Below are 19,381 nucleotides of genomic sequence, written 5' to 3'. Positions count from 1 at the left end.
TGAACCGCTCTAGTCAGCGATGGCCGTACTGGCTGACGAGCTCGGGGTCGCGGACGAGACCGTCGAGCCATGTCGGATCGAGCTTCGGCACGGAGGAGAACAGCAGCTTGGAATAGGGGTGGGTGGGTGCCTGCACCTTGTCGGGCGTGATCTGCTCCACCCGCTCCCCGTTGTACATGACCAAGATCTGATCGCAGATGGCCTCGACGACCGAGAGGTCATGGCTGATGAAGATATAGGAAAGTTCCAGCTCTCGCTGCAGCTCCTTGAGCAGCTCGATCACCGTGGACGCCACCACCGTGTCGAGCGCCGAGGTGATTTCGTCGCAGATGATGAGCTTGGGGTCAGCCGCCAGCGCGCGCGCGAAGTTTACGCGCTGCTTCTGGCCGCCAGAGAGTTCCGATGGACGACGGTAACGAAGCGTCCTCGGCAGGCGCACCATGTCGAGCAGCTCATCGACGCGCTTCGAGCGTGCCTGCCCGCCCAGCCCGTGATAGAAGGCTAGCGGGCGAGAGATGATATCCTCCACCGACTTGGCCGGATTGAGCGCGGTATCGGCATACTGGAACACGATTTGCATCTCGCGCAGTTGGTCCCGGCTGCGGTTCTTCGCGGCACGCTCCAGTGCCTTGCCGTCAAAGACGATGTCGCCGGTAGCCGCCGGATGGATGCCGGCAATGGCTCGCGCCAACGTCGATTTTCCGCAGCCGGATTCGCCGATGACGCCGAGATTGCGCCCCCTTTCGACGAGAAGGCTGACAGAATCGACTGCGCGGACAACAGGCTGTCCGTTGGTCCGCACCGGTCCGTAGCCTGCCGTCAGGTTGTCGATCCGCAACAGCGCTTTCGCGCCGACATCTGCATTGGCCTGCGTTTGCCGTGGCTTTGGTTCGAAGGCGGCAAGCAGTTCCCGCGTATAGGCGTGCGTGGCCGCCGAAAGGATGGCGGCCGTCGTGCCGGTCTCCTGCACTTCGCCGCCCTTCAACACTACGATGCGGTCGGCGATCTGGGCAACGACCGCCAGGTCGTGGGAGACATAGACACCTGCTATTCCGCCCGCCCGCATGACCGATTTGAAGGCTTTCAGCACGTCGATCTGGGTTGTCACGTCGAGGGCCGTCGTCGGCTCGTCGAAGATGACCAGCTTGGGATCGCCGATTAGTGCCATGGCCGCCGCCAGGCGCTGCAATTGCCCACCCGAAACCTGGTGCGGGTAGCGGGCGCCGATCCCTTCCGGATCCGGCAGCGACAGGGCCTTGAACAGCTCGACCGCACGCTGACGCGCTCGCTCGGGCGGCATCAGGCTGTGGATCCGCGTGACCTCGATCACCTGCTCCATGATCGTCGACGAGGGATTGAAGGCTGCGGCGGCACTCTGTGGAACGTAGGCGATGTCTGTGCCGCGTGACCTGGCGCGTTCCTTCTCGGAAAGTGCTGCCATGTCCTTGCCGTTCACGTTGATCTCGCCTCCGGTGATCCGGCAGCCGGGCCTTGCATAACCCATCAGAGAAAGCGCCACCGTCGTCTTGCCGGAGCCGCTTTCTCCGATCAAGGCGACGATCTCGCCGTCGGGGATGTCGAGGCTGACGCCTTTGATGATTTCGACAATCCGGCCGGCGTCGGTGGTCGCCTCGATCCTCAGATCCCTGACCTCGACGAGATTGGTCATGCGTCCCGGTCCCTGATCTTCTGCGGCAGATTGTCGATCAGCAGGTTGACGCTGATGGTGAGGCTGGCGATCGCCAGCGAGGGCACGATAACGGCGGACGCCGCGAAGGGCAGGCCGCCGATGTTCTCGCGCACCAGCGCGCCCCAGTCGGCGAGCGGGGGCTGGAGTCCGAGGCCCAGGAAGGAGAGGCCCGAAAGGAGCAGCACGATGAAGACGAAGCGCAGGCCGAAGTCGGCCAGCACCGGGCGGATGATGTTCGGCAGGATCTCGGAGCCGATAAGATAGATGGTGTTTTCGCCGCGCACGCGGGCGACGGTCATGAAGTCCATCGTGTTGATGTTGACGGCGAGCGCCCGCGCGAAGCGGTAGGCGCCAGGGATATAGATGACCGCGAGTGTCAGGATCAGTACAGGGATCGACGAGCCGACGGCGGCAACGACGACAAGACCGAAAAGCTTACTGGGGATGGAGTTCATCGCGTCCAGGAAGCGGCTGAGGCACGTGTCGAGCCAGCCACCGGTGACGGCCGCTATCATCCCCAGCACGACGCCGGAAAAGCAGGCGATGGAGACGGCCGCGAGCGATATGCCGACAGTGTAGCGTGCGCCCATCAGAACCCGCGAGAGCATATCGCGCCCGAGATAGTCCGAGCCGAGCCACAGCCCCTGGCGCATCGGGCCGAAATAGTCGTCGTCGACAATGTCTCCGATCGAATGGGGAATGATGTAGGGCGCGAGGATCGCGACGAGCGTCCAAGCCAGGATGACCAAAGCGGCCACGACGCCCATGAGGCTGTAGCTGTGGCCCAGGAACGACCGTCGGGAGATTGTCGCGCGCGCTATCGTCATCTGAGCCTCGGGTTGGACATGATGGCGACGACGTCGGCGGCGGTTATGAGGAAGAGGTAGCCGAGGCAGAAGATCATCGCGCAGCTCTGGATCAGCGGCAGGTCGCGGGTGGCGACGGCATCGACCATCAGCTTCGCGATGCCGGGATAGTTGAAGATCGTCTCGACGATGATGACGCCGCCGACCAGATAGGACAGCGAGAGCGCGACCGCGTTGACAATCGGCCCGAGCGCATTGGGGAGCGCGTGCCTCAGCACCATGCGGCTGCGCGAGGCGCCTTTCAGAAGCGCCATCTCGACATAAGGCGTGGAGAGCGTCTCGATCACCGCGGCGCGGGTCATGCGGATCATTTGCGCGGAGATGACGAAGGTGAGCGTGATCACCGGCATCGCATAGATGCGCACGAGGTCGGTCAGCGAATGCGCCTCGTTGACCGAGGACAGCGCCGGCAGCCATTTGAGATAGACGGCGAAGAGCAGGACAGCGAGGGTCGCGACCATGAATTCCGGCACGGAGATGACACCGATCGAAAGAATGGTGATGGTGCGGTCGTAGACAGAGCCGCGCAGCATGGCGGCGGTGATGCCGAGCGTCAGCGCCAGTGGCACCGAGAGCAGCGTGGTGATGCCGGCGAGCTTCATGGTGTTGACCAGACGCCCGCCGATCAGCGCCGCGACCGGCATCTGGTTGGCATAGGAGGTGCCGAGGTCGCCATGGAGCAGGCCGACAAGCCAGAGCAGGAAGCGCAGGATCGCTGGATCGTTGAGATGCATGGCCTCGCGCAGGCCGGCGACCGCTTCCGGAGTCGCCGCCTGGCCGAGCAGGATCGATGCGGTGTCGCCGGGCAGCATGCTGGTGGCGAAGAACACCGCGAACAGCACGATCAAAAGCGTGACGGCCGCGATACCCAGCCGCTTCATCACGAGGTTCGGAACCCCAGACTTCATGGAAGCGCTCCCTGCGGTTGTTCGGCCAAGCGATCTTGCGCAATGAAGTGCCGGGGGGGTGGCTGAACGGCCCCCGGCTGGCTTCTCTCAGGCTTCGAGCCAGAGATATTCCGCCATTGCGTAGCCCATCATGCCACCGAGCGGGTTCGCTTCCAAACCCTTCACCTTGCTGGAGAGGGCATCCACGTTGGAAATGTAGGCCGGGATGATGGTGCCGGCCTCCTCGGAGACCATAGCCTGCATCTGGCCGTAGATCTCCTTGCGCTTGGCCTGGTCGAGCGAGCCGCGCGCCTCGATGAGCATCTTGTCGAACTTCTCGGACTTGTACTGGCTTTCGTTCCACGGCGCGTTGGAAGCGTAGAGGAGCGAGAACAAGATATCCGGCGTGGGGCGCGGATTGATGTTGCCGAAATGGATTGGCGCCTTGAGCCAGTAATTGTCCCAGTAGCCGTCGGCCGGGACGCGCTGGACGTCGAGCTTCATACCGATATCGGCGCCGGCGGCCTGGATGATCACCGCCATGTCGATCGACGAGGTGGCGGCGTCGGAAGCGATCACCGGGATGGACTGGCCGAGCAGGCCGGCCTTCTGGAAGTGGAACTTCGCCTTGTCCGGGTCGAAAGCCTTCGGCTTGACGTCAGGATTGTGGAAGATATTCGCCGGCGAGACGGGTTGGTCGTTGCCGATCTCGCCGAGGCCGCGCAATGCCGACTTGACGATCTGCTCGCGGTTGACGAGATACTTCATACCGGCAACGAAGTCGGCCTTGCTGCCAGGATCCATGTCGAGCCGGATGTTGAGGTCGGTGTAATTACCCGAAGTCGATTTCGACAATTCGAAGCCCTGCTGGCCGCCGATGAGCTTCATCGCGCGGGGGTTGATCGAAGCCGCAAAATTGATGTCACCGGAAAGCAGGGCGTTGACGCGGGCGCTGTCGTCGCTGATGGCGATGAACTCGAAGGAGTCGAGATAGGGCTTGCCCGACTTCCAATAGTTCTTGTTCTTGGTGACCACCGAACGCACGCCCGGTTCGAACGTTTGCAGCACGAAGGCGCCGGTGCCATTGCCCTTGGAGAAGTCGGTAGTGCCGTCCTGGACGATCATGAAATGGTGCAGCGCCAGGATGGTCGGGAGGTCGGCATTCGGGTCGGCGAGTGTGATTTCCACGGTCGACTTGTCGACCGCCTTGAAGCCGGCCATCTGCGCTGCGATCTTGGCGACCTTGGAGCCGACCGCTTTGTCGAGATGGCGCTTCAGTGAGAAGACCACGTCTTCGGCGGTGAGGTCCTTGCCGTCGTGGAAGGTGACGCCCTTGCGCAGCTTCACGGTCCAGGTCTTGGCGTCCTTGCTGTCGAAGCTTTCGGCCAGCTCCATCTGCGTGACGCCATCCTTGTCGAGGAAGGTCAGGCGGTTGTAGAGCGAGCAGCAGCGGACATAGTCGGTGGAGAGTGACGCCTTTGCCGGATCAAGCGTGTCGGCGGTCGATGACGACCAGCCGGCGGCTTTGAGGTTCCCGCCGGAAACCGGCGTGGCGGCGACGGCATTGGTGACGCGGCCGAGCACCAGGCTGCCCGCGGCCACCGCGGCGCCGCCGGCCAACAGCATCTTGAGAAGTTCCCGACGGTTGGCGCCGCGTCGAATGGCATTTTCGACCATGGCATCGTCTGCGCTGGTCCAGTTCGTGATCTTGTCGGTCATGTTATTCCCCTTTCTGTTTGTTTGGTCGGGATGCTCGTCTTGCTGCGGCTTTCCGGGCTTTGGCTCAGGCTCGTTCCTTCAGGCTTTCCCGGACGGCCGCTACAAGGGAGGCCATCGAGGTGAAGTGGTGGTCTGGTACGGTGAAGCGCTCGGGCTCGATTGTGCCGCCATAGCCCTTCTGGGCGTGTCGGCGTTCGATCCAGCAATTGGTCACGCCAAGCGCGCGGGATATGCCGATGTCGTGATACTGGCTTTGCGCGACGTGCAGGATGTCGTCCTTGCTATCGCCCCTTGAGGCGAGGAAATCGAAGACCTTTTGGAAAAAGGCCGGATCCGGTTTCTCCGTGCCGGTATCGTCGGCCGTGAAGGTGGCGAAGAAGGGCGATCCGAGCTGCCTCTCGAAATGACCGAGCGCCCAGCGCCGGGCATTGGTCATGGCAATCAGCTTGTGGGATTTCGCAAGCTCGGCCAATGCCGCCGCGCTGTCGGGGAAGCTTTGCCAGGCGCTTGCAGAGTCCCGCAGCCGGACGCCATATTTCTCCTCGGCCGGCAGGCCGAGTTGCGGCGCGATGACCATGTAGACACGCACGAGATCGTCAGGAAACAGCCCCGCATCGGGCATGTAGCGGGCCTGCCGATAAAGGGCCAGCGCGGCTTCGTCATCGATGGAAACGCCAGCGTCGGCGGCAATCCCGGCCAGGCAGGTCGTTATGCCGCCTTCGAAGTCGATCAGCGTGCCGACGACGTCGAAGGTCACGTATTTGAATTCGCTAAAGCCCCTGGCCAAGACTGGCTCTCCTCTGCGCGTGGCCGAATTGCATGGTGCTGAACAGAACAAAATTCCGTGCTGTCCGGGGCATCGGCCTCTTCAAAAGCCCGAAAATTCGAGCCTTCTGGCCTTGTCTTAAGAGCAGTCTGGCACTTCCCCCGCGCTGAATTCGCCGAAAAGGCGTGAGGGGGCGGCACAAAATTGCGAAATCGTCTGCCCCGGCGCTATTTCGAAACACGCGGTATTCGTCGCCCGTCATGCTAGGGCCTTGCGGACATCGGCATCGTCCAGCGTCTGGTCGAGCGTCCGGCGCGTGCGCTCGATGATCGCATCGATGTCGTCGTTGGTGCAGCAGAGCGGGGGAGCATAGCCGAGAACCCCGTTGGCAAAGGCACGGATGATGAGACCGTTGTCCCACGCCCTGTCGAAGACGCGTCGCGCAGGCATGGCCGATGCGGGAAGCGGTGTCTTCTTCTTTTTGTCGACCACCAGTTCGATCGCGGCAAGCATGCCGCGACCGCGTACATCGCCGACGAGAGGATGGTCGCTCAGGCTTGCCAATCCCTCCATCAGGCGGGCGCCGGCCTTGATGCCATTCTCCAGAAGGCCGTCTTCGTAGAGCTTCAACACTTCGAGCGCGACGGCGGCGCTGACGGGATGGGCCGAATAGGTGTAGCCGTGGCCGACCGCAGAAGTGCCCGCGCCATCGGCGATGACGTTGTAGACATGATCGGTCATGAACACGGCGCCCATAGGAACATAGCCTGAGGTCAGGCCTTTCGCGGTCGTCATGAAGTCGGGAACGATGTCCTCCTCGTCACAGGCGAACAGGGGGCCTGTGCGACCGAAGCCGGTGATCACTTCGTCGGCGATGAACAGGATACCGTGCTCCTTGCAGAGCTCGCGCATTGCCTTGATCCAGCCCGTCGGTGGAACGATGACGCCGCCCGAACCCTGGATTGGTTCGGCATAGAAGGCGGCGACGCGATCCGGTCCGATCTCCTCGATTTTTGCCTTCAGCGCCGCGAGCGATGCGGCGGTGATCGCGTTGCCGTCCTCACCGACAGGGTTGCGATAGGGATAGGGCGAGGGGATCTTGTGCTGCCATTCGAAGGGAATGCCGAAACCGGCGTGAAAGGCGGGCAGGGCGGTCAGGCCTGCGCCGACCACTGACGACCCGTGATAACCCTGTTCGATAGAAATGAACTGGTCGCGTTTCGGCTCGCCCCTGGCATTCCAGTAGTAGCGGACGAAACGGATCGTGCTGTCGACGGCGTCAGACCCGCCCAGCGTGAAGTAGACGTGATTGAGATCGCCCGGCGCGCGCTCGGCCAGTTCCGAGGCGAGACGGATCGCCGGCTCGGAGCCGAGGCCGAAATAGGCGGTGGCATAGGGAAGCTCGCGCATCTGGCGGGCCGCCGCCTCGACGATGCTGTCATGGCCGTAGCCGGCATTGACGCACCACAAACCCGCGAAGCCATCGACGAGCTGCTTGCCGGATGCGTCGGTCACAGTCGCGCCCTTCGCCGACTTCAGCACGCGCACGCCGAGCGCCTCGTGGCCGCGGTATGAAGACACCGGGTGGATGAGATGGGCGCGGTCGAGTTCGATCAATGAATTGGCGAGCATTGTTGTCCTCCCCAGAGCATGATGCCGAAAAGTGTTAAGCGGTTTTCGGGCGACATCATGCTCTATCTCCTTGATTTAGAACCGGATTCAGATTTCGGATCGACTCGATCCGAAATCATCCGGCTCTAGCCGAGCGCCTGGTTGGCGAGGGCGTAAACTTTTGGCCTGGCCTGTTCCGATGCCTTCCTGGCCGGGCGATCCATGGCCACGCCGCCGCCGACATGGGCGAGGCCGACTTCTGTCAGCCAGGAGGCGATGCCGGTCATACTGCCCGTATCCACGCGCAGGAAGGCGCCGGCGCGCTGCGCGGCGAAGAAGCTGATCAGGGCTTTGGCGGCCTCGGCACCTGCCGCGATGACCGGACCGATCACCTCGCCGCGTCCGAACGGCCGGATTGCCGCATAGCCCTCGATGGCGCCATTGCGGCGGATGACCGCGAACTGCCCCCGCTGCGCCAGCGCATCGATCAGAGCTTCGCGGTCGGCACCGTAAGCGTCACGGTCCAGTGCCTTGATTTCCGGAAGATCGTCGGCGCTCGCGGCTTCCACGCCTTCGGGTAAGCCAAGCTCCGCAACCTTGCCTTGGTGCTGCAGGATGGTGCCGGCGGGCACGAAGCCCAGCTTCTCATAGAGAGGCATGCCGACCGCCGTCGCGACCAGCCGCAGCGGACGGTTGCCGGCAAGGGTGAAGGCTTGTTCCATGAGCTTGCGCCCGAGCCCCTTGCCGCGCGCGTTCTTGTCGACGATCACCATGTTGATCGTGGCGCAGTCCATGCCGTAGGGCGTCACCAGGATGGTGCCGGCAACCCGGCCCTCGTCGTCGAGCGCAACCGCGCCGCGAGAAAGCTGCAGCGCCATCTGCCAGTCCTGCGGGCGATGCGGCCAGTTCTCCTGACGCGAAAGCGCCACTGCGCCCTCTATATGGTCCGGCCCGAAGTCCCGGATTTCGATCTCGCTCTGCTGCATGAGGCATCCTTCCGTCTGCGCGCAAGTCTCGGTCATCGACGCGCCGCAGATCGTCTGAAGGTCTCGGTCTCTGCGATATCTTTCGCCTTTGCGCGGGGTGTGCGCCGCATCTTCTGCTGGCGACAGCCGCAGCGGATGCGTTTCAGGTTGCGGAAGGCGCTTTCATTGGCCTTCAGGATGCAACAGCGTGCCAAACCGGGCAGCTGATACGGTACTTTCTGCTTTCTGGAGGCCCATTTCGGTCAAGTGGCTCGCTGCCCACCGGCCTATGATGAAATGCATCCCAAAGCGGGTTTGCTTCCACCGGAGATCGACGGACATGGCTCCTTTCAGGCCCAAATACATCACCTTCGACTGCTATGGCACGTTGACCTTTTTCCAGATGGCGGAAGCGGCGCGCGATCTTTATGGCAGCCGGCTCGATGAACCGCGCATGCAGGAATTCATCAAGAATTTCGCCGCCTATCGGCTCGACGAGATCCTCGGCGACTGGAAGCCTTATGCCGACGTCATCCACAACGCGCTCGAGCGCGCCTGCAAGCGCAACGGTGTCGCCTTCAGCCCCGACGACGCCAAAATGATATATGAGCGTGTCCCGACCTGGGGACCGCACGCGGACGTTCCGGAGGGTCTGGCGAAGGTTGCCAAGGAAATTCCGCTGGTCATCCTGTCCAATGCCATGAACGCACAGATCATGTCCAACGTCGAGAAGCTCGGCGCGCCGTTCCACGCCGTCTACACGGCCGAGCAGGCGCAGGCCTACAAGCCCCGTTTCAAGGCCTTCGAATATATGTTCGACAATTTGGGTTGCGACCCGGAAGACGTTCTTCACTGCTCGTCCTCGTTCCGCTACGACCTGATGTCGGCACACGATCTCGGCATCAAGAACAAGGTCTGGGTCAATCGCGGCCACGAACCGGCCAACCCGTACTATGGCTATGTCGAGATATCGGACATTTCAGGTCTTCCGGGCGTGGTCGGGCTTTGAAACGGGCGGATTGCCGATGAAGCTGGTCTCCTATTGGCACGATACCGCTCCGGTCTTTTCCGGTGCGGCGCAAGGCCCGGTCGAAGGACATTTCGACGCCGCCATCATCGGCGGCGGCTTCACCGGTCTTGCCGCCGCGCGCCAACTGACAAAGGCCGGCGCCAAAGTGGTCGTGCTGGAAGCGGAGCGGGTGGGCTGGGGCGCATCCGGGCGCAATGGCGGACACCTGAACAACGGCCTTGCCCACAGCTATCTTTCGGCCAAGGCGGAGCTCGGCAAGGAGCGCGCGATCACGCTCTACCGGGCGCTGGACTCGTCCGTCGACACCATCGAGGCGCTGGTCGCCGAGGAAGGCATAGATTGCAACTTCCGCCGCGCCGGCAAGCTGAAGCTCGCCTCCAAGCCGCAGCATTTCGAAGCAATCGCTCGCAACTTCGAAGCCATCCATGCCGAGGTGGATCCGGACACGGCGCTGCTGTCGGCGGCCGATCTCAAATCCGAGGTCGGCTCGCCCTTCCATGGCGCGATGCTGTCGAAGAAGAGCGCCATGATGCATATGGGCCGTTATGTGGCGGGTCTCGCCACGGCCGCGGCACGCCATGGCGCCGTCATCCACGAGAACACCAGGGTGACCGACCACAAGCAGGCAGGCAACCGGCATGAGCTGACCACCTCGCGTGGCCGGATCAGCGCCGACAATGTGCTGGTGGCGACCGGCGCCTACACCACGCCGAATTTCGGCTATTTCCGCCGCAGGCTCATCTCGGTCGGCAGCTTCATCATCGCCACGCGGCCGCTCAGCGACGCCGAGATCACCGCCACCATGCCGGGCAACCGGACATGCGTGACCTCGATGAACATCGGCAACTACTTCCGGCTGTCGCCGGACAAGCGCCTGATCTTCGGCGGCCGCGCGCGTTTCTCGGCGACGTCGGACCAGCGCTCCGACGCCAGGAGCGGACAGATTTTGCGGGCAAGCCTTGCCGCTATCTTCCCGCAACTCGCCAGGGTCGAGATCGACTATTGCTGGGGCGGGCTGGTCGATATGACCAAGGATCGCTTTCCGCGCGCCGGCTATCATGATGGGGTCTGGTACGCGATGGGCTATTCCGGCCATGGCGCGCAGCTTTCGACCCATCTCGGCATGATCATGGCCGATGCCATGCTCGGCCGCGAGGACCTAAATCCCGTGAAGGGGCTCGAGTGGCCTTCCATTCCCGGTTATTCGGGTAAGCCGTGGTTCCTGCCGATGGTCGGCCTCTACTACAAGGCGCTCGACCGGATCCAGTGATTGGGGGGTCAGCCCAGCCCGCCCATGTGAAAGCTCTTCATCTCGAGATATTCCTCGATGCCGGCCTGCGCGCCCTCGCGCCCGAGGCCGGACTGCTTGACGCCGCCGAAGGGCGCCACTTCCATCGACACCGAGCCGGTGTTGAGCCCGACCATGCCGAACTCCAGCGCCTCGCCGACGCGCCAGGCGCGTTTCAAATTCTCGGTGTAGAAGTAGGACGCAAGACCGTAGGGTGTGCCGTTAGCGAGCGCGACCGCTTCCTCTTCCGTCTCGAAGCGGAAAAGCGGCGCGACCGGGCCGAAGGTTTCCTCGCCGGCAAGCTGCATGTCTTTTGTGGCGCCGATCAGCACCAGCGGTGCGACATATTGAGGGCCGTCGGGCAGCGCAGGCTTCTGCGTGACGATCGCCGCTCCTTTGGTGAGCGCGTCCTCGACATGGCGGTTGATCTTCTCGACCGCCGCCATATTGATCATCGGCCCGATGGCGACGCCGGGCTGCGTGCCTGGCCCCACCGTCATGGCGTTGACTCGAGCCGTGAGCTTCGCTGCGAACGCGTCATAGACGCCGGCCTGGACAAGGATGCGGTTGGCGCAGACGCAGGTCTGGCCGCCATTGCGGAACTTCGAGACAAGCGCGCCCTCGACGGCGAGGTCGAGATCGGCGTCGTCGAAGACGATGAAAGGCGCGTTGCCGCCGAGTTCGAGGCTGAGCCGCTTGACGCTGTCGGCCGCGCCGCGCATCAGCAGCGAACCGACCCGTGTCGAGCCAGTGAAGGAGATCTTGCGAACGGTCTCGTTCGCCATGATCTCGTTGCCGATTTCGGACGGCATGCCGGTAACGATATTGATGACGCCGGCAGGGATGCCGGCCCGCTCGGCGAGCACGCCGAGCGCCAGCGCCGAATAGGGCGTGAACTCGGACGGCTTGATGACGACCGTGCAGCCGGCGGCGAGCGCCGGCGCGACCTTGCGGGTGATCATCGCGTTGGGAAAATTCCACGGCGTGATGATGCCGCAGACACCGACCGGTTCCTTCAGGACGATGATGCGGCGGTCGGATGTGGGCGAGGGGATGGTGTGGCCGTTGATGCGGCGCGCTTCCTCGGCAAACCATTTGACGAAGGACGCGCCGTAACGGATCTCGCCTCTGGCCTCGTCCAGCGGCTTGCCCTGCTCCGTGGTCAGGATCAAAGCCAGATCATCCAGATGCGCAAGCATCAGGTCATGCCAGGCCTCCAGCAGACGAGCGCGTTCGGCGTTGGTCTTCTTTTTCCACACGCGATAGGCCGAAGCCGCGGCCTCTATCGCTGCGTGTGTGTCGGCACCGGCCATATCGGGCACCGTGCCGATCACGGCCTGGGTTGCCGGATCGACGACATCGACCATCTTGCCGGAGCCGGCAGCGATCCATTCGCCGCCGATTAGGCCGGCTTCGCGGAAGAGGCTTTCGTCCTTCAGGTTTTTCATCGGAAACGACCTTGCAAATCAATTGAGAGCCGCGGCGACGGCGGCCGTGATGGCTTCCGTGCGGTCCTTGCCGGGGGTGGTTCCAATGCCTCCGGCAGTTGTCGCTTCGAGAGCCTTCATGACGCGGCCGGCGGCAGCCTTTTCACCGAGATGATCGAGCATCATGGCGCCGGACCAGATGGTAGCGATTGGATTGGCGATGCCGAGATGGGCGATGTCGGGCGCGGAGCCGTGCACCGGCTCGAACATGGATGGCGCCGATCGGTCGGGGTTGATGTTGGCCGAGGCGGCGTAGCCCAATCCGCCCTGGATCGCCGCGCCGATGTCGGTCAGGATGTCGCCGAACAGGTTGGAGGCGACGACCACATCGAGGCTTTCCGGCGCCATGATCATGCGCGCAGCAAGCGCATCGACGTGATAGCTGGTCACTTCGACGTCCGGATAATCTGGTGCCAGCTTCCTCGTGATCTCATCCCAGAAGACCATCGAATGTTTCTGCGCGTTGGACTTGGTGACGGAGGCAAGTTTGCCTCGCCGTGACCGCGCCTGCTCGAAGCCGAAGCGCAGGATGCGCTCGACGCCCACCCTGGTGAAGATCGAGGTCTCCACGGCGACCTCGTCCTGCGTGCCTTGGTGCACGCGCCCGCCGGCGCCGGAATATTCCCCTTCGGTGTTCTCGCGGATGCACAGGATGTCGAAGCCTTCCGCCCGCAGCGGGCCCGTGACGCCAGGCAGCAGGCGGTGAGGCCGGATGTTGGCGTATTGCACGAACGCCTTGCGGATCGGCAGCAGCAGGCCGTGGAGCGAGACGGAATCCGGCACCTCCGCCGGCCAGCCGACCGCGCCGAGAAGGATGGCGTCGAAGCCGCGCAAGGTCTCGATGCCGTCCTCGGGCATCATGCGGCCTGTCTCCTTGAAGAAGCGGCAGGACCAGGGAAATTCGGTTTCGGTCAGGGCAAAGCCGGACTGTTTGGCCGCCGCTTCCAGCACCGTCCAGGCGGCAGCGGTCACAACGCGGCCGATGCCGTCACCGGGGATCAGGGCAATCGAGTAGGATTTCATCGGCATCTCTTCACAGGCTGATCAGGACGCTCTTGGTCCTGCGATTGGCGAGATAGGCTTCGCGGCCAAGGTCCTTGCCGATGCCGGAGCGCTTGTAGCCGCCGGTGGGCAGAATATGGTCCCGCGAGCGGCTGTAACGGTTGACCCAGACCGTGCCCGCTTCGAGCCTGCGTGCCAAACGGATCGTACGGGACAGATCGGAAGTGAACAGGCCGGAAGCCAGTCCGTAGGTCGGATGGCTGGACAATGCCAGCGCCTCGTCCTCGGTCTCGAAGGTCTGGACAGTCAGGACCGGGCCGAAGATTTCCTCGACGATCGCCGGATTGGCCTGGTCGACATTGGCGATCAGCGTTGGCTCGTAGAAATAGCCGGGATTGTCCATGGCGCCGCCGCCGGTCAGGCATTCGCCGCCGGCCTCGATCGCGGCCCGCACGATGCTATCGACACGCGCCCGCTGCCGTTCCGAGATAACAGGCGAATACTGCGTCGCCTCGTCCCAAGTCGGGCTGGGCCGCACCGCTTTCATCTTATCCACGATGGCGGCCGTCAGCCTGTCGGCCACGCTCCTCTCGACGATCAGGCGCGTGCCGGCGACACAGGCCTGGCCGGCGTTGAAGGTGACGCTGCCAGCGATCGCCGTCGCCGCCTTGTCGAGATCGGCATCGGCAAAGACGATCTGCGGGCTCTTGCCGCCGAGTTCCAGCGTCATCGGCTTGACGCCGGTGCGGGCGACATTCTCCATGATCGCCGAACCGGCGCGAGTCGAGCCGGTGAATGAGACCTTGGCGATCTCGGGATGGCCGGTCAACGCCGTGCCGGTCGTCGGACCGTCGCCGAGCACCACGTTGACCAGCCCGGCCGGCAGGCCGGCCCTGACGGCGAGCTGCGCCATATAGACAGCCGAAAACGGCGTCATTTCAGATGGCTTCAGCACGACCGCATTGCCGGCGGCGAGCGCCGGGCCAAGCTTCCAGCCGGCCATCGAGATGGGAAAATTCCAGGGCGTGATCGCGCCGACCACGCCATAGGGCTCGCTCATGATCATGCCAAGGGTGGCATCGTCAGTGGGCACAAGCTCGCTGCCCTCCTTGTCGGCGAACTCGGCAAAAAAGCGGATCTGCTCGGCGGTTATGGCAATGTCGCCGGCGACAAGCTGGCCGACGGGCCGCGTCGAGCACAGAGCCTCGATCTTCGCCAGCGTTTCGGCTTCCGCCTCGATCAGGTCGGCCCAGGCCTGGAGCGCCCTGGTGCGTTCGCGCGGCCGAACGCCGCCCCAGTTGCTGGCCTTCAGCGCCGCCCTGGCGCTTTCCACCGCCCGATCGACAATATCAAGGTCTGCCACTGGACAGGCGGCATAAGCCTTGCCGTCGGACGGGCGCCGCATCTCGATCGCCCCCTCGGCCGCGATCAGTTCCCCGCCGATAAAATGGCCGACGGGAAGGGCGACGGTATTCGGGTCGAAGCTCAAGCCCATGGGCGTCCACTCTCAGCTGCTCTGGAGGAGCCTAGCGCGAGCAGAAGCGCAGCATGCACCGTTCGACGATCGGCCGCGGATGATTGTTGCGTGCTGGCGATGAGGGACGGCAAAATCTGTTGCGGAGGCGCCGGCTAGGGCAGCCCCTATTACCCTACCGTGACGTAGATCTTGCGCACCGTTTCAATGGTCTTCCAGACACCGGTGAAGCCAGGCTTCATCACGAAGCTGTCGCCGGCGCGGTAGGTCATTGCCTCGCCACCATCGGGCGTGATTTCAATCACGCCGGCGAGGATGTGGCAGAACTCGAAGGTGTCTCCCTTGATGGAGCGCGTCTCCCCCGGCGTCGCCTCCCAGACGCCGGTATGGACGAGGTCGTCCCTGGCGACGTCCTGTGCCCAGGTCTTGAAGGCGGGGTCACCGGCAATCAGCCGCTCGGGCAAGGCCCTGGATTCGCGCGGCGGGAAGGCTGGGTTGGTGTCGACGGTTTTGAGCAGGGACAAAGGATGGCCTTTCTGGTTGGATTTCAATAACCGCGCGACCGGTCGACGAGCCCGATGGGATCGAGCCCGGCGCGGTGGCGCCTGATGTTGTCGATGATGGCTCGCGCGGCGGTCGCGGGCTGGGTGACGCTCGCGATATGCGGGGTCAGGATGACCTTCGGGTGCGACCAGAATTGATGCCCCGCGGACAGCGGTTCGGGATCGGTGACGTCGATCATCGCCGCTGAGAGGTGGTCGCGGTCGAGTGCAGCGACAAGCGCGGCGTGGTCGAGCTGCGGCCCCCGGCCGGTGTGAACGAGCGCTGCGCCTTCGGGCAGTTTCGCGAACAGGCCGGCATCGAGGAAGCCGCGCGTATCCTCAGTCAGCGGCAGCAGGCAGACCAGTATGTCGCTGGTCGCGAGCATCTGCTCCAGCCCGGGCTCACCATGATGGCACGTCACGCCGTCAATCCGCCGCGGCGAGCGGCTCCAGCCGGCGAGGGGGAAGCCGAAGGGCTTCAGCCGGTCGAGGACAGCCTGGCCGAGTTGCCCGAGGCCAAGCACGCCGATCCGCCGCGACTCGGTCTGCATCTGTGGGATGTCACGCCATTGGCCGGCGCGTTGCTGTGCCAGATAGGCGGGCAGGTTGCGATGCAGGACGAGCACGGCCAGCGTCACATATTCCTGCATCATGCGCACGATGCCTTCCTCGACCATGCGCACGATCTTCACCTGTTCCGGCACTGTATCGAGGCGGAACTGGTCGACGCCGGCGCCAATGGAAAACAGGATCTCCAGGTTCCTGTAGCGCGCGAGGTCTTCTGGTGCGGTCCAGGTGATGAGATAGCGTACGGCGTCGGGATCGACGGTCGTCGCCTCCATGGCGAAGGGGAGATCGGGCAATTCCTTGGCGAAGGCCTCGGCGAAGACCGCGCCGCGCCGCGCATCGGAATTGAACAGGAACGTCATTGCAGTTCCCCTTCAGGCCGCGCAATGGGCGCCAAGCGCCTCGATCATCCGCTGGCAGGCGGTGAGTTCGCTGGCGAGAATGTATTCGTCCGGCTTGTGGGCGCGGCCGATGTCGCCGGGGCCGCAAATGATCGCGTCGAGCCCGGCGGCCTGGTAGAGCCCGGCTTCCGTGCCGTAGCTGACGGCGGCAAGTGTTGCTTCGCCGGTCAACTCAGGCAGCAGCGCCGCCAGTGTTGCGTCCTGCAGTAGCGATAGCGCGGGATAGGCGCTGATCGGCGTCCATTCGATCTCAAAGCCGTCTGCCGCAATGACCTCGGCCCTGGCCTTGACGAGCGCAAGCAGGCTGGCCGGGTCGACGCCGGGAATGGCGCGCGCCTCCAGATCCAGAGTGCAGATGTCCGGAATGATGTTGACCGACTGTCCACCTGCAATCACACCCGCCTGCAGCGAGGAATAGGGTGGCTCGAAGGCGGGATCGAACGGACCGTGCGTCAGCCGCTCGGCTTCGCTGACGGCCGCGCTCAGCACATCGGCCATGGCGTGGATCGCGTTGAGCCCTAGATCGGGCCGCGAGGAATGGCCGCTGCGCCCGTGGATGGTCACGCGGGCGGCCGCCTTGCCCTTGTGGCCGCGCACGGCGCGCATGCCGCTCGGCTCGCCGACGATGACGCCGAGCGGCTTGGCGCATAGTTCGGGAAGGCGGGCGATCAGATGCGGCACGCCGCGGCATCCTACCTCCTCGTCGTAGGAGAAGGCGAGGTGGATCGGTCTGGCGAGGCGCTGCCCGGCCATATGAGGTACGGCCGCGAGCGCGGCGGCAAGAAATCCCTTCATGTCGGTGGTGCCGCGTCCATAGAGCCGCTCACCCTCCCGCCGCAGCGTGAAAGGAGCAGAGGTCCATTGCGGCTCGCCAGCGGGAACGACGTCCATGTGGCCGGACAGGATGTAGCCCGGGACATCGGCAGGGCCGATCGTTGCGAAAAGATTGGAGCGGTCGCCTTCCGGTCCTGGAAGCAGGGTGACCTTTATTCCGTATCCCGCGAGGTAGGCCCCGATCCACCCTGCGATGTCGCCGTTCGGCTTGCCGGCAACCGATGGAAAGGCGACGAGACGGTCGAGGAGGTCGAAGACATCCATTTCCAGTCCTCAAAGCATCTGGGTGCGCCGGGATTGGTGCCGTCGACCGTAAGCTGCAACAATTCCTGAGAGCATGTGCGCCTTCTTTCGCGATTGCATGCCGAAAGCGGAAGTGTTTCAGTTGAATCTTGCGTTGGTGCGTGGCTTTCAAGCAAATCGTACCGGTATGGTTGTCTAGCGTTAGGCAGGGGCAGGGCGGCCATTATATGTCACCCTTTTCGCGACCTTTCAGAGGCATGAAATTGAAGCTGTCCGGAAGCTTGAAAATCGATGCCTTTTCAATGCGGATCGCCGACATCGAGGGTGTCGAACTGGACCGGTTGCACGCGCTCTCGCTGTCAGTGGGTTGGCCGCATCGGGCTGAGGACTGGCAATTCCTGCGCGAAACGGGACAGGGCTTCGTGGCGCTCGACGAGATCGGCCGGGTTCTGGGTTCGGCCATGTGGTTCGGGCATGGCGCCGGTTTCGCGACCGTCGGTATGGTCATCACCTCGCCGCGCCTTCAGACACAGGGGGCGGCGCAATGGCTGATGAAGCGGGTCTTCGACAGGATCCCCGGGCGCGATCTGCGTCTCAACGCGACCCGTGCTGCTCGGCGGCTTTATCTCTCGCTCGACTTCCAGCCGGAGAAGACCGTTTATCAATGCCAGGGCGTCGCCCGCGTGCCGGCAACGGGCCGTCCGGCGGAGCCGCGCGGCGATATCCGGACTTTGGACACAAGCGATATTCCGTCAGCGATCGCGCTCGACGCGGCGGGATTTGGCGTGAGGCGAACAGCGCTCATTGAAAAGCTGTTCGCGCATTCGGTCGGCTATGGGCTTTTCAAAGGGAACCAACTGAGCGCTTTCGCGCTGTGCCGGCCGTTCGGGCGGGGCCATGTCGTGGGGCCGGTCGTGGCCGAAAACGATGCCGACGCCGTGGCTATCCTCCGGCCGCACGTGGCCGACCATTCGGGGTCCTTCCTTCGGGTCGACACCCATATGGCCAACGGAGAGTTCGCCGCCTTCCTCTCGCACGCCGCAATGCCGGTCTTCGACACGGTGCTGACCATGTCGTTGGGCAAGCGTCTCGCCGATTTTGTTGCCGGCGGCCCCTCTGTGCCGAAGGCCTATGCTCTGGCGAGCCAAACTCTCGGGTAGTTCGGTGTTCTCGCCGACGAAAAGAGCCGGCCAACATTCAACCAGAGCGCACCAGCGCAAGGCTCCGTGGCTGCCACGACGGAACAGCGCGCGGCACCAGGACACCAAGGTCGCATCGGGCGGTGTAGGATGGCGGCGGGTGCAAGAAAAAGGCCGTCCACGTAAATGCCGGAGTTGGGACGGCCTTTGTAACAGCAGAATTTAGTAGGCCTTCTTGGGGGCGGCCTTCTTCGCGGCGTGCTTCTTGTGCTTCACTGGGCACTTGTGCTTCTTCGTCACCTTGCAGGCCTTCACGACGTGCTTTTTGGCTGGCTTTTTCTTCGTCATAGCATCTGAGGCCGGCGCGGTGGTGGTTGTGGTCGCCGCGGGGGCGGCCGGCTTGGTGGCAGCATCGGCAGTACTGACGTCGAGAATCGGCATCGAGACAGTCAGCGCAAACGCAAGACCGAGAGCGGAGATGAGGGACTTTTTCATTGTTTCATTTCCTTTTTTGCGGGTCGGTTTTTTAAGTGTCACTCGATCGGATCGACCGGTGTCACTCCAAGCAACTTCAAAGCGTTCGCGAGCATTCGGATTCCCTGCGCCTCCTTCTTCTTGGCGCAGTACCGGTTTCCCTTTCTTTGAAGCGCCTTCGCCGCGGCGACCTGCGTTGCTGCGGCATCGAGGGCTTCATCAACTTGACGGCTGAGATTGCTGCAGCGCTCAGCCCGGGTAATCGCCACCTTTGCGTCGGATACTCCAACCGCGGCCGTGATGAGCAAAATGCCGAGCGACGCACCCATCAAGCTGATCGAGACCCTTTGCATCGCCTTGTCGCAAACCCGAGCAAGTGCTGCCGCAGTGCAGCAG

The 19,381-nt window shown here is 63.5% G+C and carries 18 protein-coding genes; 3 read left to right on the top strand and 15 right to left on the bottom strand.

Features of this window, described 5'->3' with window-relative positions:
• Positions 1 to 13: 13 nt before the first annotated feature.
• The 7 genes from RFM52_RS12410 to RFM52_RS12380 form a co-directional block, all read right to left on the bottom strand.
• Positions 14 to 1,669 (bottom strand): ABC transporter ATP-binding protein, encoded by a 1,656-nt coding sequence (locus tag RFM52_RS12410; protein WP_320293664.1) that lies wholly within the window; start codon positions 1,667 to 1,669, stop codon positions 14 to 16.
• Entirely contained in the window at positions 1,666 to 2,457 is a 792-nt protein-coding gene (locus tag RFM52_RS12405; protein ID WP_430699219.1) for an ABC transporter permease, read from the bottom strand. The genes RFM52_RS12410 and RFM52_RS12405 overlap by 4 nt, the downstream gene beginning before the upstream one ends.
• 56 nt (positions 2,458 to 2,513) lie before the next feature.
• Positions 2,514 to 3,464, bottom strand: a complete 951-nt coding sequence (locus tag RFM52_RS12400; protein ID WP_320293666.1) for an ABC transporter permease — start codon at positions 3,462 to 3,464, stop codon at positions 2,514 to 2,516.
• A gap of 87 nt (positions 3,465 to 3,551) precedes the next feature.
• Entirely contained in the window at positions 3,552 to 5,162 is a 1,611-nt protein-coding gene (locus RFM52_RS12395; protein ID WP_320293667.1) for an ABC transporter substrate-binding protein, read from the bottom strand.
• A gap of 64 nt (positions 5,163 to 5,226) precedes the next feature.
• Positions 5,227 to 5,949 carry an HAD-IA family hydrolase gene (locus RFM52_RS12390; protein WP_320293668.1) on the bottom strand — a complete coding sequence of 241 codons (723 nt, stop codon included), beginning with the start codon at positions 5,947 to 5,949 and terminating at the stop codon, positions 5,227 to 5,229.
• A gap of 237 nt (positions 5,950 to 6,186) precedes the next feature.
• The gene (locus RFM52_RS12385) at positions 6,187 to 7,560 is read right to left on the bottom strand and encodes an aspartate aminotransferase family protein (protein ID WP_320293669.1); all 1,374 of its coding nucleotides are present in this window, start codon (positions 7,558 to 7,560) and stop codon (positions 6,187 to 6,189) included.
• Between the two features lie 125 nt (positions 7,561 to 7,685).
• Positions 7,686 to 8,525 (bottom strand): GNAT family N-acetyltransferase, encoded by an 840-nt coding sequence (locus RFM52_RS12380; RefSeq protein ID WP_320293670.1) that lies wholly within the window; start codon positions 8,523 to 8,525, stop codon positions 7,686 to 7,688.
• A 319-nt stretch (positions 8,526 to 8,844) separates the two neighbouring features.
• On the opposite strand from RFM52_RS12380, the gene RFM52_RS12375 reads away from it, so the two are divergent.
• Together RFM52_RS12375 and RFM52_RS12370 are read left to right on the top strand one after the other, a co-directional pair.
• Positions 8,845 to 9,513: a haloacid dehalogenase type II gene (locus tag RFM52_RS12375; RefSeq protein WP_320293671.1), complete on the top strand. Its 669-nt coding sequence runs from the start codon at positions 8,845 to 8,847 to the stop codon at positions 9,511 to 9,513.
• A 16-nt stretch (positions 9,514 to 9,529) separates the two neighbouring features.
• On the top strand, positions 9,530 to 10,804 hold the full coding sequence (locus RFM52_RS12370; protein ID WP_320293672.1) for an NAD(P)/FAD-dependent oxidoreductase: 1,275 nt from the start codon (positions 9,530 to 9,532) through the stop codon (positions 10,802 to 10,804).
• An 8-nt stretch (positions 10,805 to 10,812) separates the two neighbouring features.
• Here RFM52_RS12370 and RFM52_RS12365 read toward each other — a convergent pair whose 3' ends face one another.
• The 6 genes from RFM52_RS12365 to argE all read right to left on the bottom strand — a co-directional run bounded on the left by RFM52_RS12365 (position 10,813) and on the right by argE (position 17,393).
• Positions 10,813 to 12,270 carry an NAD-dependent succinate-semialdehyde dehydrogenase gene (locus RFM52_RS12365; RefSeq protein ID WP_320293673.1) on the bottom strand — a complete coding sequence of 486 codons (1,458 nt, stop codon included), beginning with the start codon at positions 12,268 to 12,270 and terminating at the stop codon, positions 10,813 to 10,815.
• A gap of 18 nt (positions 12,271 to 12,288) precedes the next feature.
• A complete protein-coding gene (locus tag RFM52_RS12360) occupies positions 12,289 to 13,332 on the bottom strand; it encodes a tartrate dehydrogenase (RefSeq protein WP_320293674.1) in 1,044 nt (347 codons plus the stop codon).
• Between the two features lie 10 nt (positions 13,333 to 13,342).
• The gene (locus RFM52_RS12355; protein WP_320293675.1) at positions 13,343 to 14,806 is read right to left on the bottom strand and encodes an aldehyde dehydrogenase family protein; all 1,464 of its coding nucleotides are present in this window, start codon (positions 14,804 to 14,806) and stop codon (positions 13,343 to 13,345) included.
• Between the two features lie 149 nt (positions 14,807 to 14,955).
• Positions 14,956 to 15,309 carry a cupin domain-containing protein gene (locus RFM52_RS12350; protein ID WP_320293676.1) on the bottom strand — a complete coding sequence of 118 codons (354 nt, stop codon included), beginning with the start codon at positions 15,307 to 15,309 and terminating at the stop codon, positions 14,956 to 14,958.
• Between the two features lie 23 nt (positions 15,310 to 15,332).
• Entirely contained in the window at positions 15,333 to 16,256 is a 924-nt protein-coding gene (locus RFM52_RS12345) for a 2-hydroxyacid dehydrogenase (RefSeq protein ID WP_320293677.1), read from the bottom strand.
• Positions 16,257 to 16,268: 12 nt separating this feature from the next.
• On the bottom strand, positions 16,269 to 17,393 hold the full coding sequence (gene argE / locus RFM52_RS12340) for an acetylornithine deacetylase (RefSeq protein WP_320293678.1): 1,125 nt from the start codon (positions 17,391 to 17,393) through the stop codon (positions 16,269 to 16,271).
• A gap of 236 nt (positions 17,394 to 17,629) precedes the next feature.
• Between argE and RFM52_RS12335 the strand changes: the two genes are divergently transcribed.
• Positions 17,630 to 18,532: a GNAT family N-acetyltransferase gene (locus RFM52_RS12335; RefSeq protein WP_320293679.1), complete on the top strand. Its 903-nt coding sequence runs from the start codon at positions 17,630 to 17,632 to the stop codon at positions 18,530 to 18,532.
• Between the two features lie 201 nt (positions 18,533 to 18,733).
• Here RFM52_RS12335 and RFM52_RS12330 read toward each other — a convergent pair whose 3' ends face one another.
• Together RFM52_RS12330 and RFM52_RS12325 are read right to left on the bottom strand one after the other, a co-directional pair.
• The gene (locus tag RFM52_RS12330) at positions 18,734 to 19,006 is read right to left on the bottom strand and encodes a hypothetical protein (protein WP_320293680.1); all 273 of its coding nucleotides are present in this window, start codon (positions 19,004 to 19,006) and stop codon (positions 18,734 to 18,736) included.
• A gap of 38 nt (positions 19,007 to 19,044) precedes the next feature.
• Positions 19,045 to 19,338: a hypothetical protein gene (locus RFM52_RS12325; protein WP_320293681.1), complete on the bottom strand. Its 294-nt coding sequence runs from the start codon at positions 19,336 to 19,338 to the stop codon at positions 19,045 to 19,047.
• Positions 19,339 to 19,381: the final 43 nt, after the last annotated feature.

The organism is Mesorhizobium humile, assembly GCF_033977215.1.
Classification (GTDB): domain Bacteria; phylum Pseudomonadota; class Alphaproteobacteria; order Rhizobiales; family Rhizobiaceae; genus Mesorhizobium; species Mesorhizobium humile.
The sequence above is the reverse complement of the archived record's forward strand: the minus strand, read 5'-3'. Positions and strand labels throughout refer to the sequence as shown.

Excerpts from the sequence above, each read along its gene's own strand:
- RFM52_RS12410 (WP_320293664.1), bottom strand. The coding sequence starts at position 1,669 with ATGACCAATCTCGTCGAGGTCAGGGATCTGAGGATCGAGGCGACCACC.
- RFM52_RS12405 (WP_430699219.1), bottom strand. The coding sequence starts at position 2,457 with ATGGGCGTCGTGGCCGCTTTGGTCATCCTGGCTTGGACGCTCGTCGCG.
- RFM52_RS12400 (WP_320293666.1), bottom strand. The coding sequence starts at position 3,464 with ATGAAGTCTGGGGTTCCGAACCTCGTGATGAAGCGGCTGGGTATCGCG.
- RFM52_RS12395 (WP_320293667.1), bottom strand. The coding sequence starts at position 5,162 with ATGACCGACAAGATCACGAACTGGACCAGCGCAGACGATGCCATGGTC.
- RFM52_RS12385 (WP_320293669.1), bottom strand. The coding sequence starts at position 7,560 with ATGCTCGCCAATTCATTGATCGAACTCGACCGCGCCCATCTCATCCAC.
- RFM52_RS12380 (WP_320293670.1), bottom strand. The coding sequence starts at position 8,525 with ATGCAGCAGAGCGAGATCGAAATCCGGGACTTCGGGCCGGACCATATA.
- RFM52_RS12375 (WP_320293671.1), top strand. The coding sequence starts at position 8,845 with ATGGCTCCTTTCAGGCCCAAATACATCACCTTCGACTGCTATGGCACG.
- RFM52_RS12370 (WP_320293672.1), top strand. The coding sequence starts at position 9,530 with ATGAAGCTGGTCTCCTATTGGCACGATACCGCTCCGGTCTTTTCCGGT.
- RFM52_RS12365 (WP_320293673.1), bottom strand. The coding sequence starts at position 12,270 with ATGAAAAACCTGAAGGACGAAAGCCTCTTCCGCGAAGCCGGCCTAATC.
- RFM52_RS12360 (WP_320293674.1), bottom strand. The coding sequence starts at position 13,332 with ATGAAATCCTACTCGATTGCCCTGATCCCCGGTGACGGCATCGGCCGC.
- RFM52_RS12355 (WP_320293675.1), bottom strand. The coding sequence starts at position 14,806 with ATGGGCTTGAGCTTCGACCCGAATACCGTCGCCCTTCCCGTCGGCCAT.
- RFM52_RS12345 (WP_320293677.1), bottom strand. The coding sequence starts at position 16,256 with ATGACGTTCCTGTTCAATTCCGATGCGCGGCGCGGCGCGGTCTTCGCC.
- argE (WP_320293678.1), bottom strand. The coding sequence starts at position 17,393 with ATGGATGTCTTCGACCTCCTCGACCGTCTCGTCGCCTTTCCATCGGTT.
- RFM52_RS12335 (WP_320293679.1), top strand. The coding sequence starts at position 17,630 with ATGAAATTGAAGCTGTCCGGAAGCTTGAAAATCGATGCCTTTTCAATG.
- RFM52_RS12330 (WP_320293680.1), bottom strand. The coding sequence starts at position 19,006 with ATGAAAAAGTCCCTCATCTCCGCTCTCGGTCTTGCGTTTGCGCTGACT.
- RFM52_RS12325 (WP_320293681.1), bottom strand. The coding sequence starts at position 19,338 with ATGCAAAGGGTCTCGATCAGCTTGATGGGTGCGTCGCTCGGCATTTTG.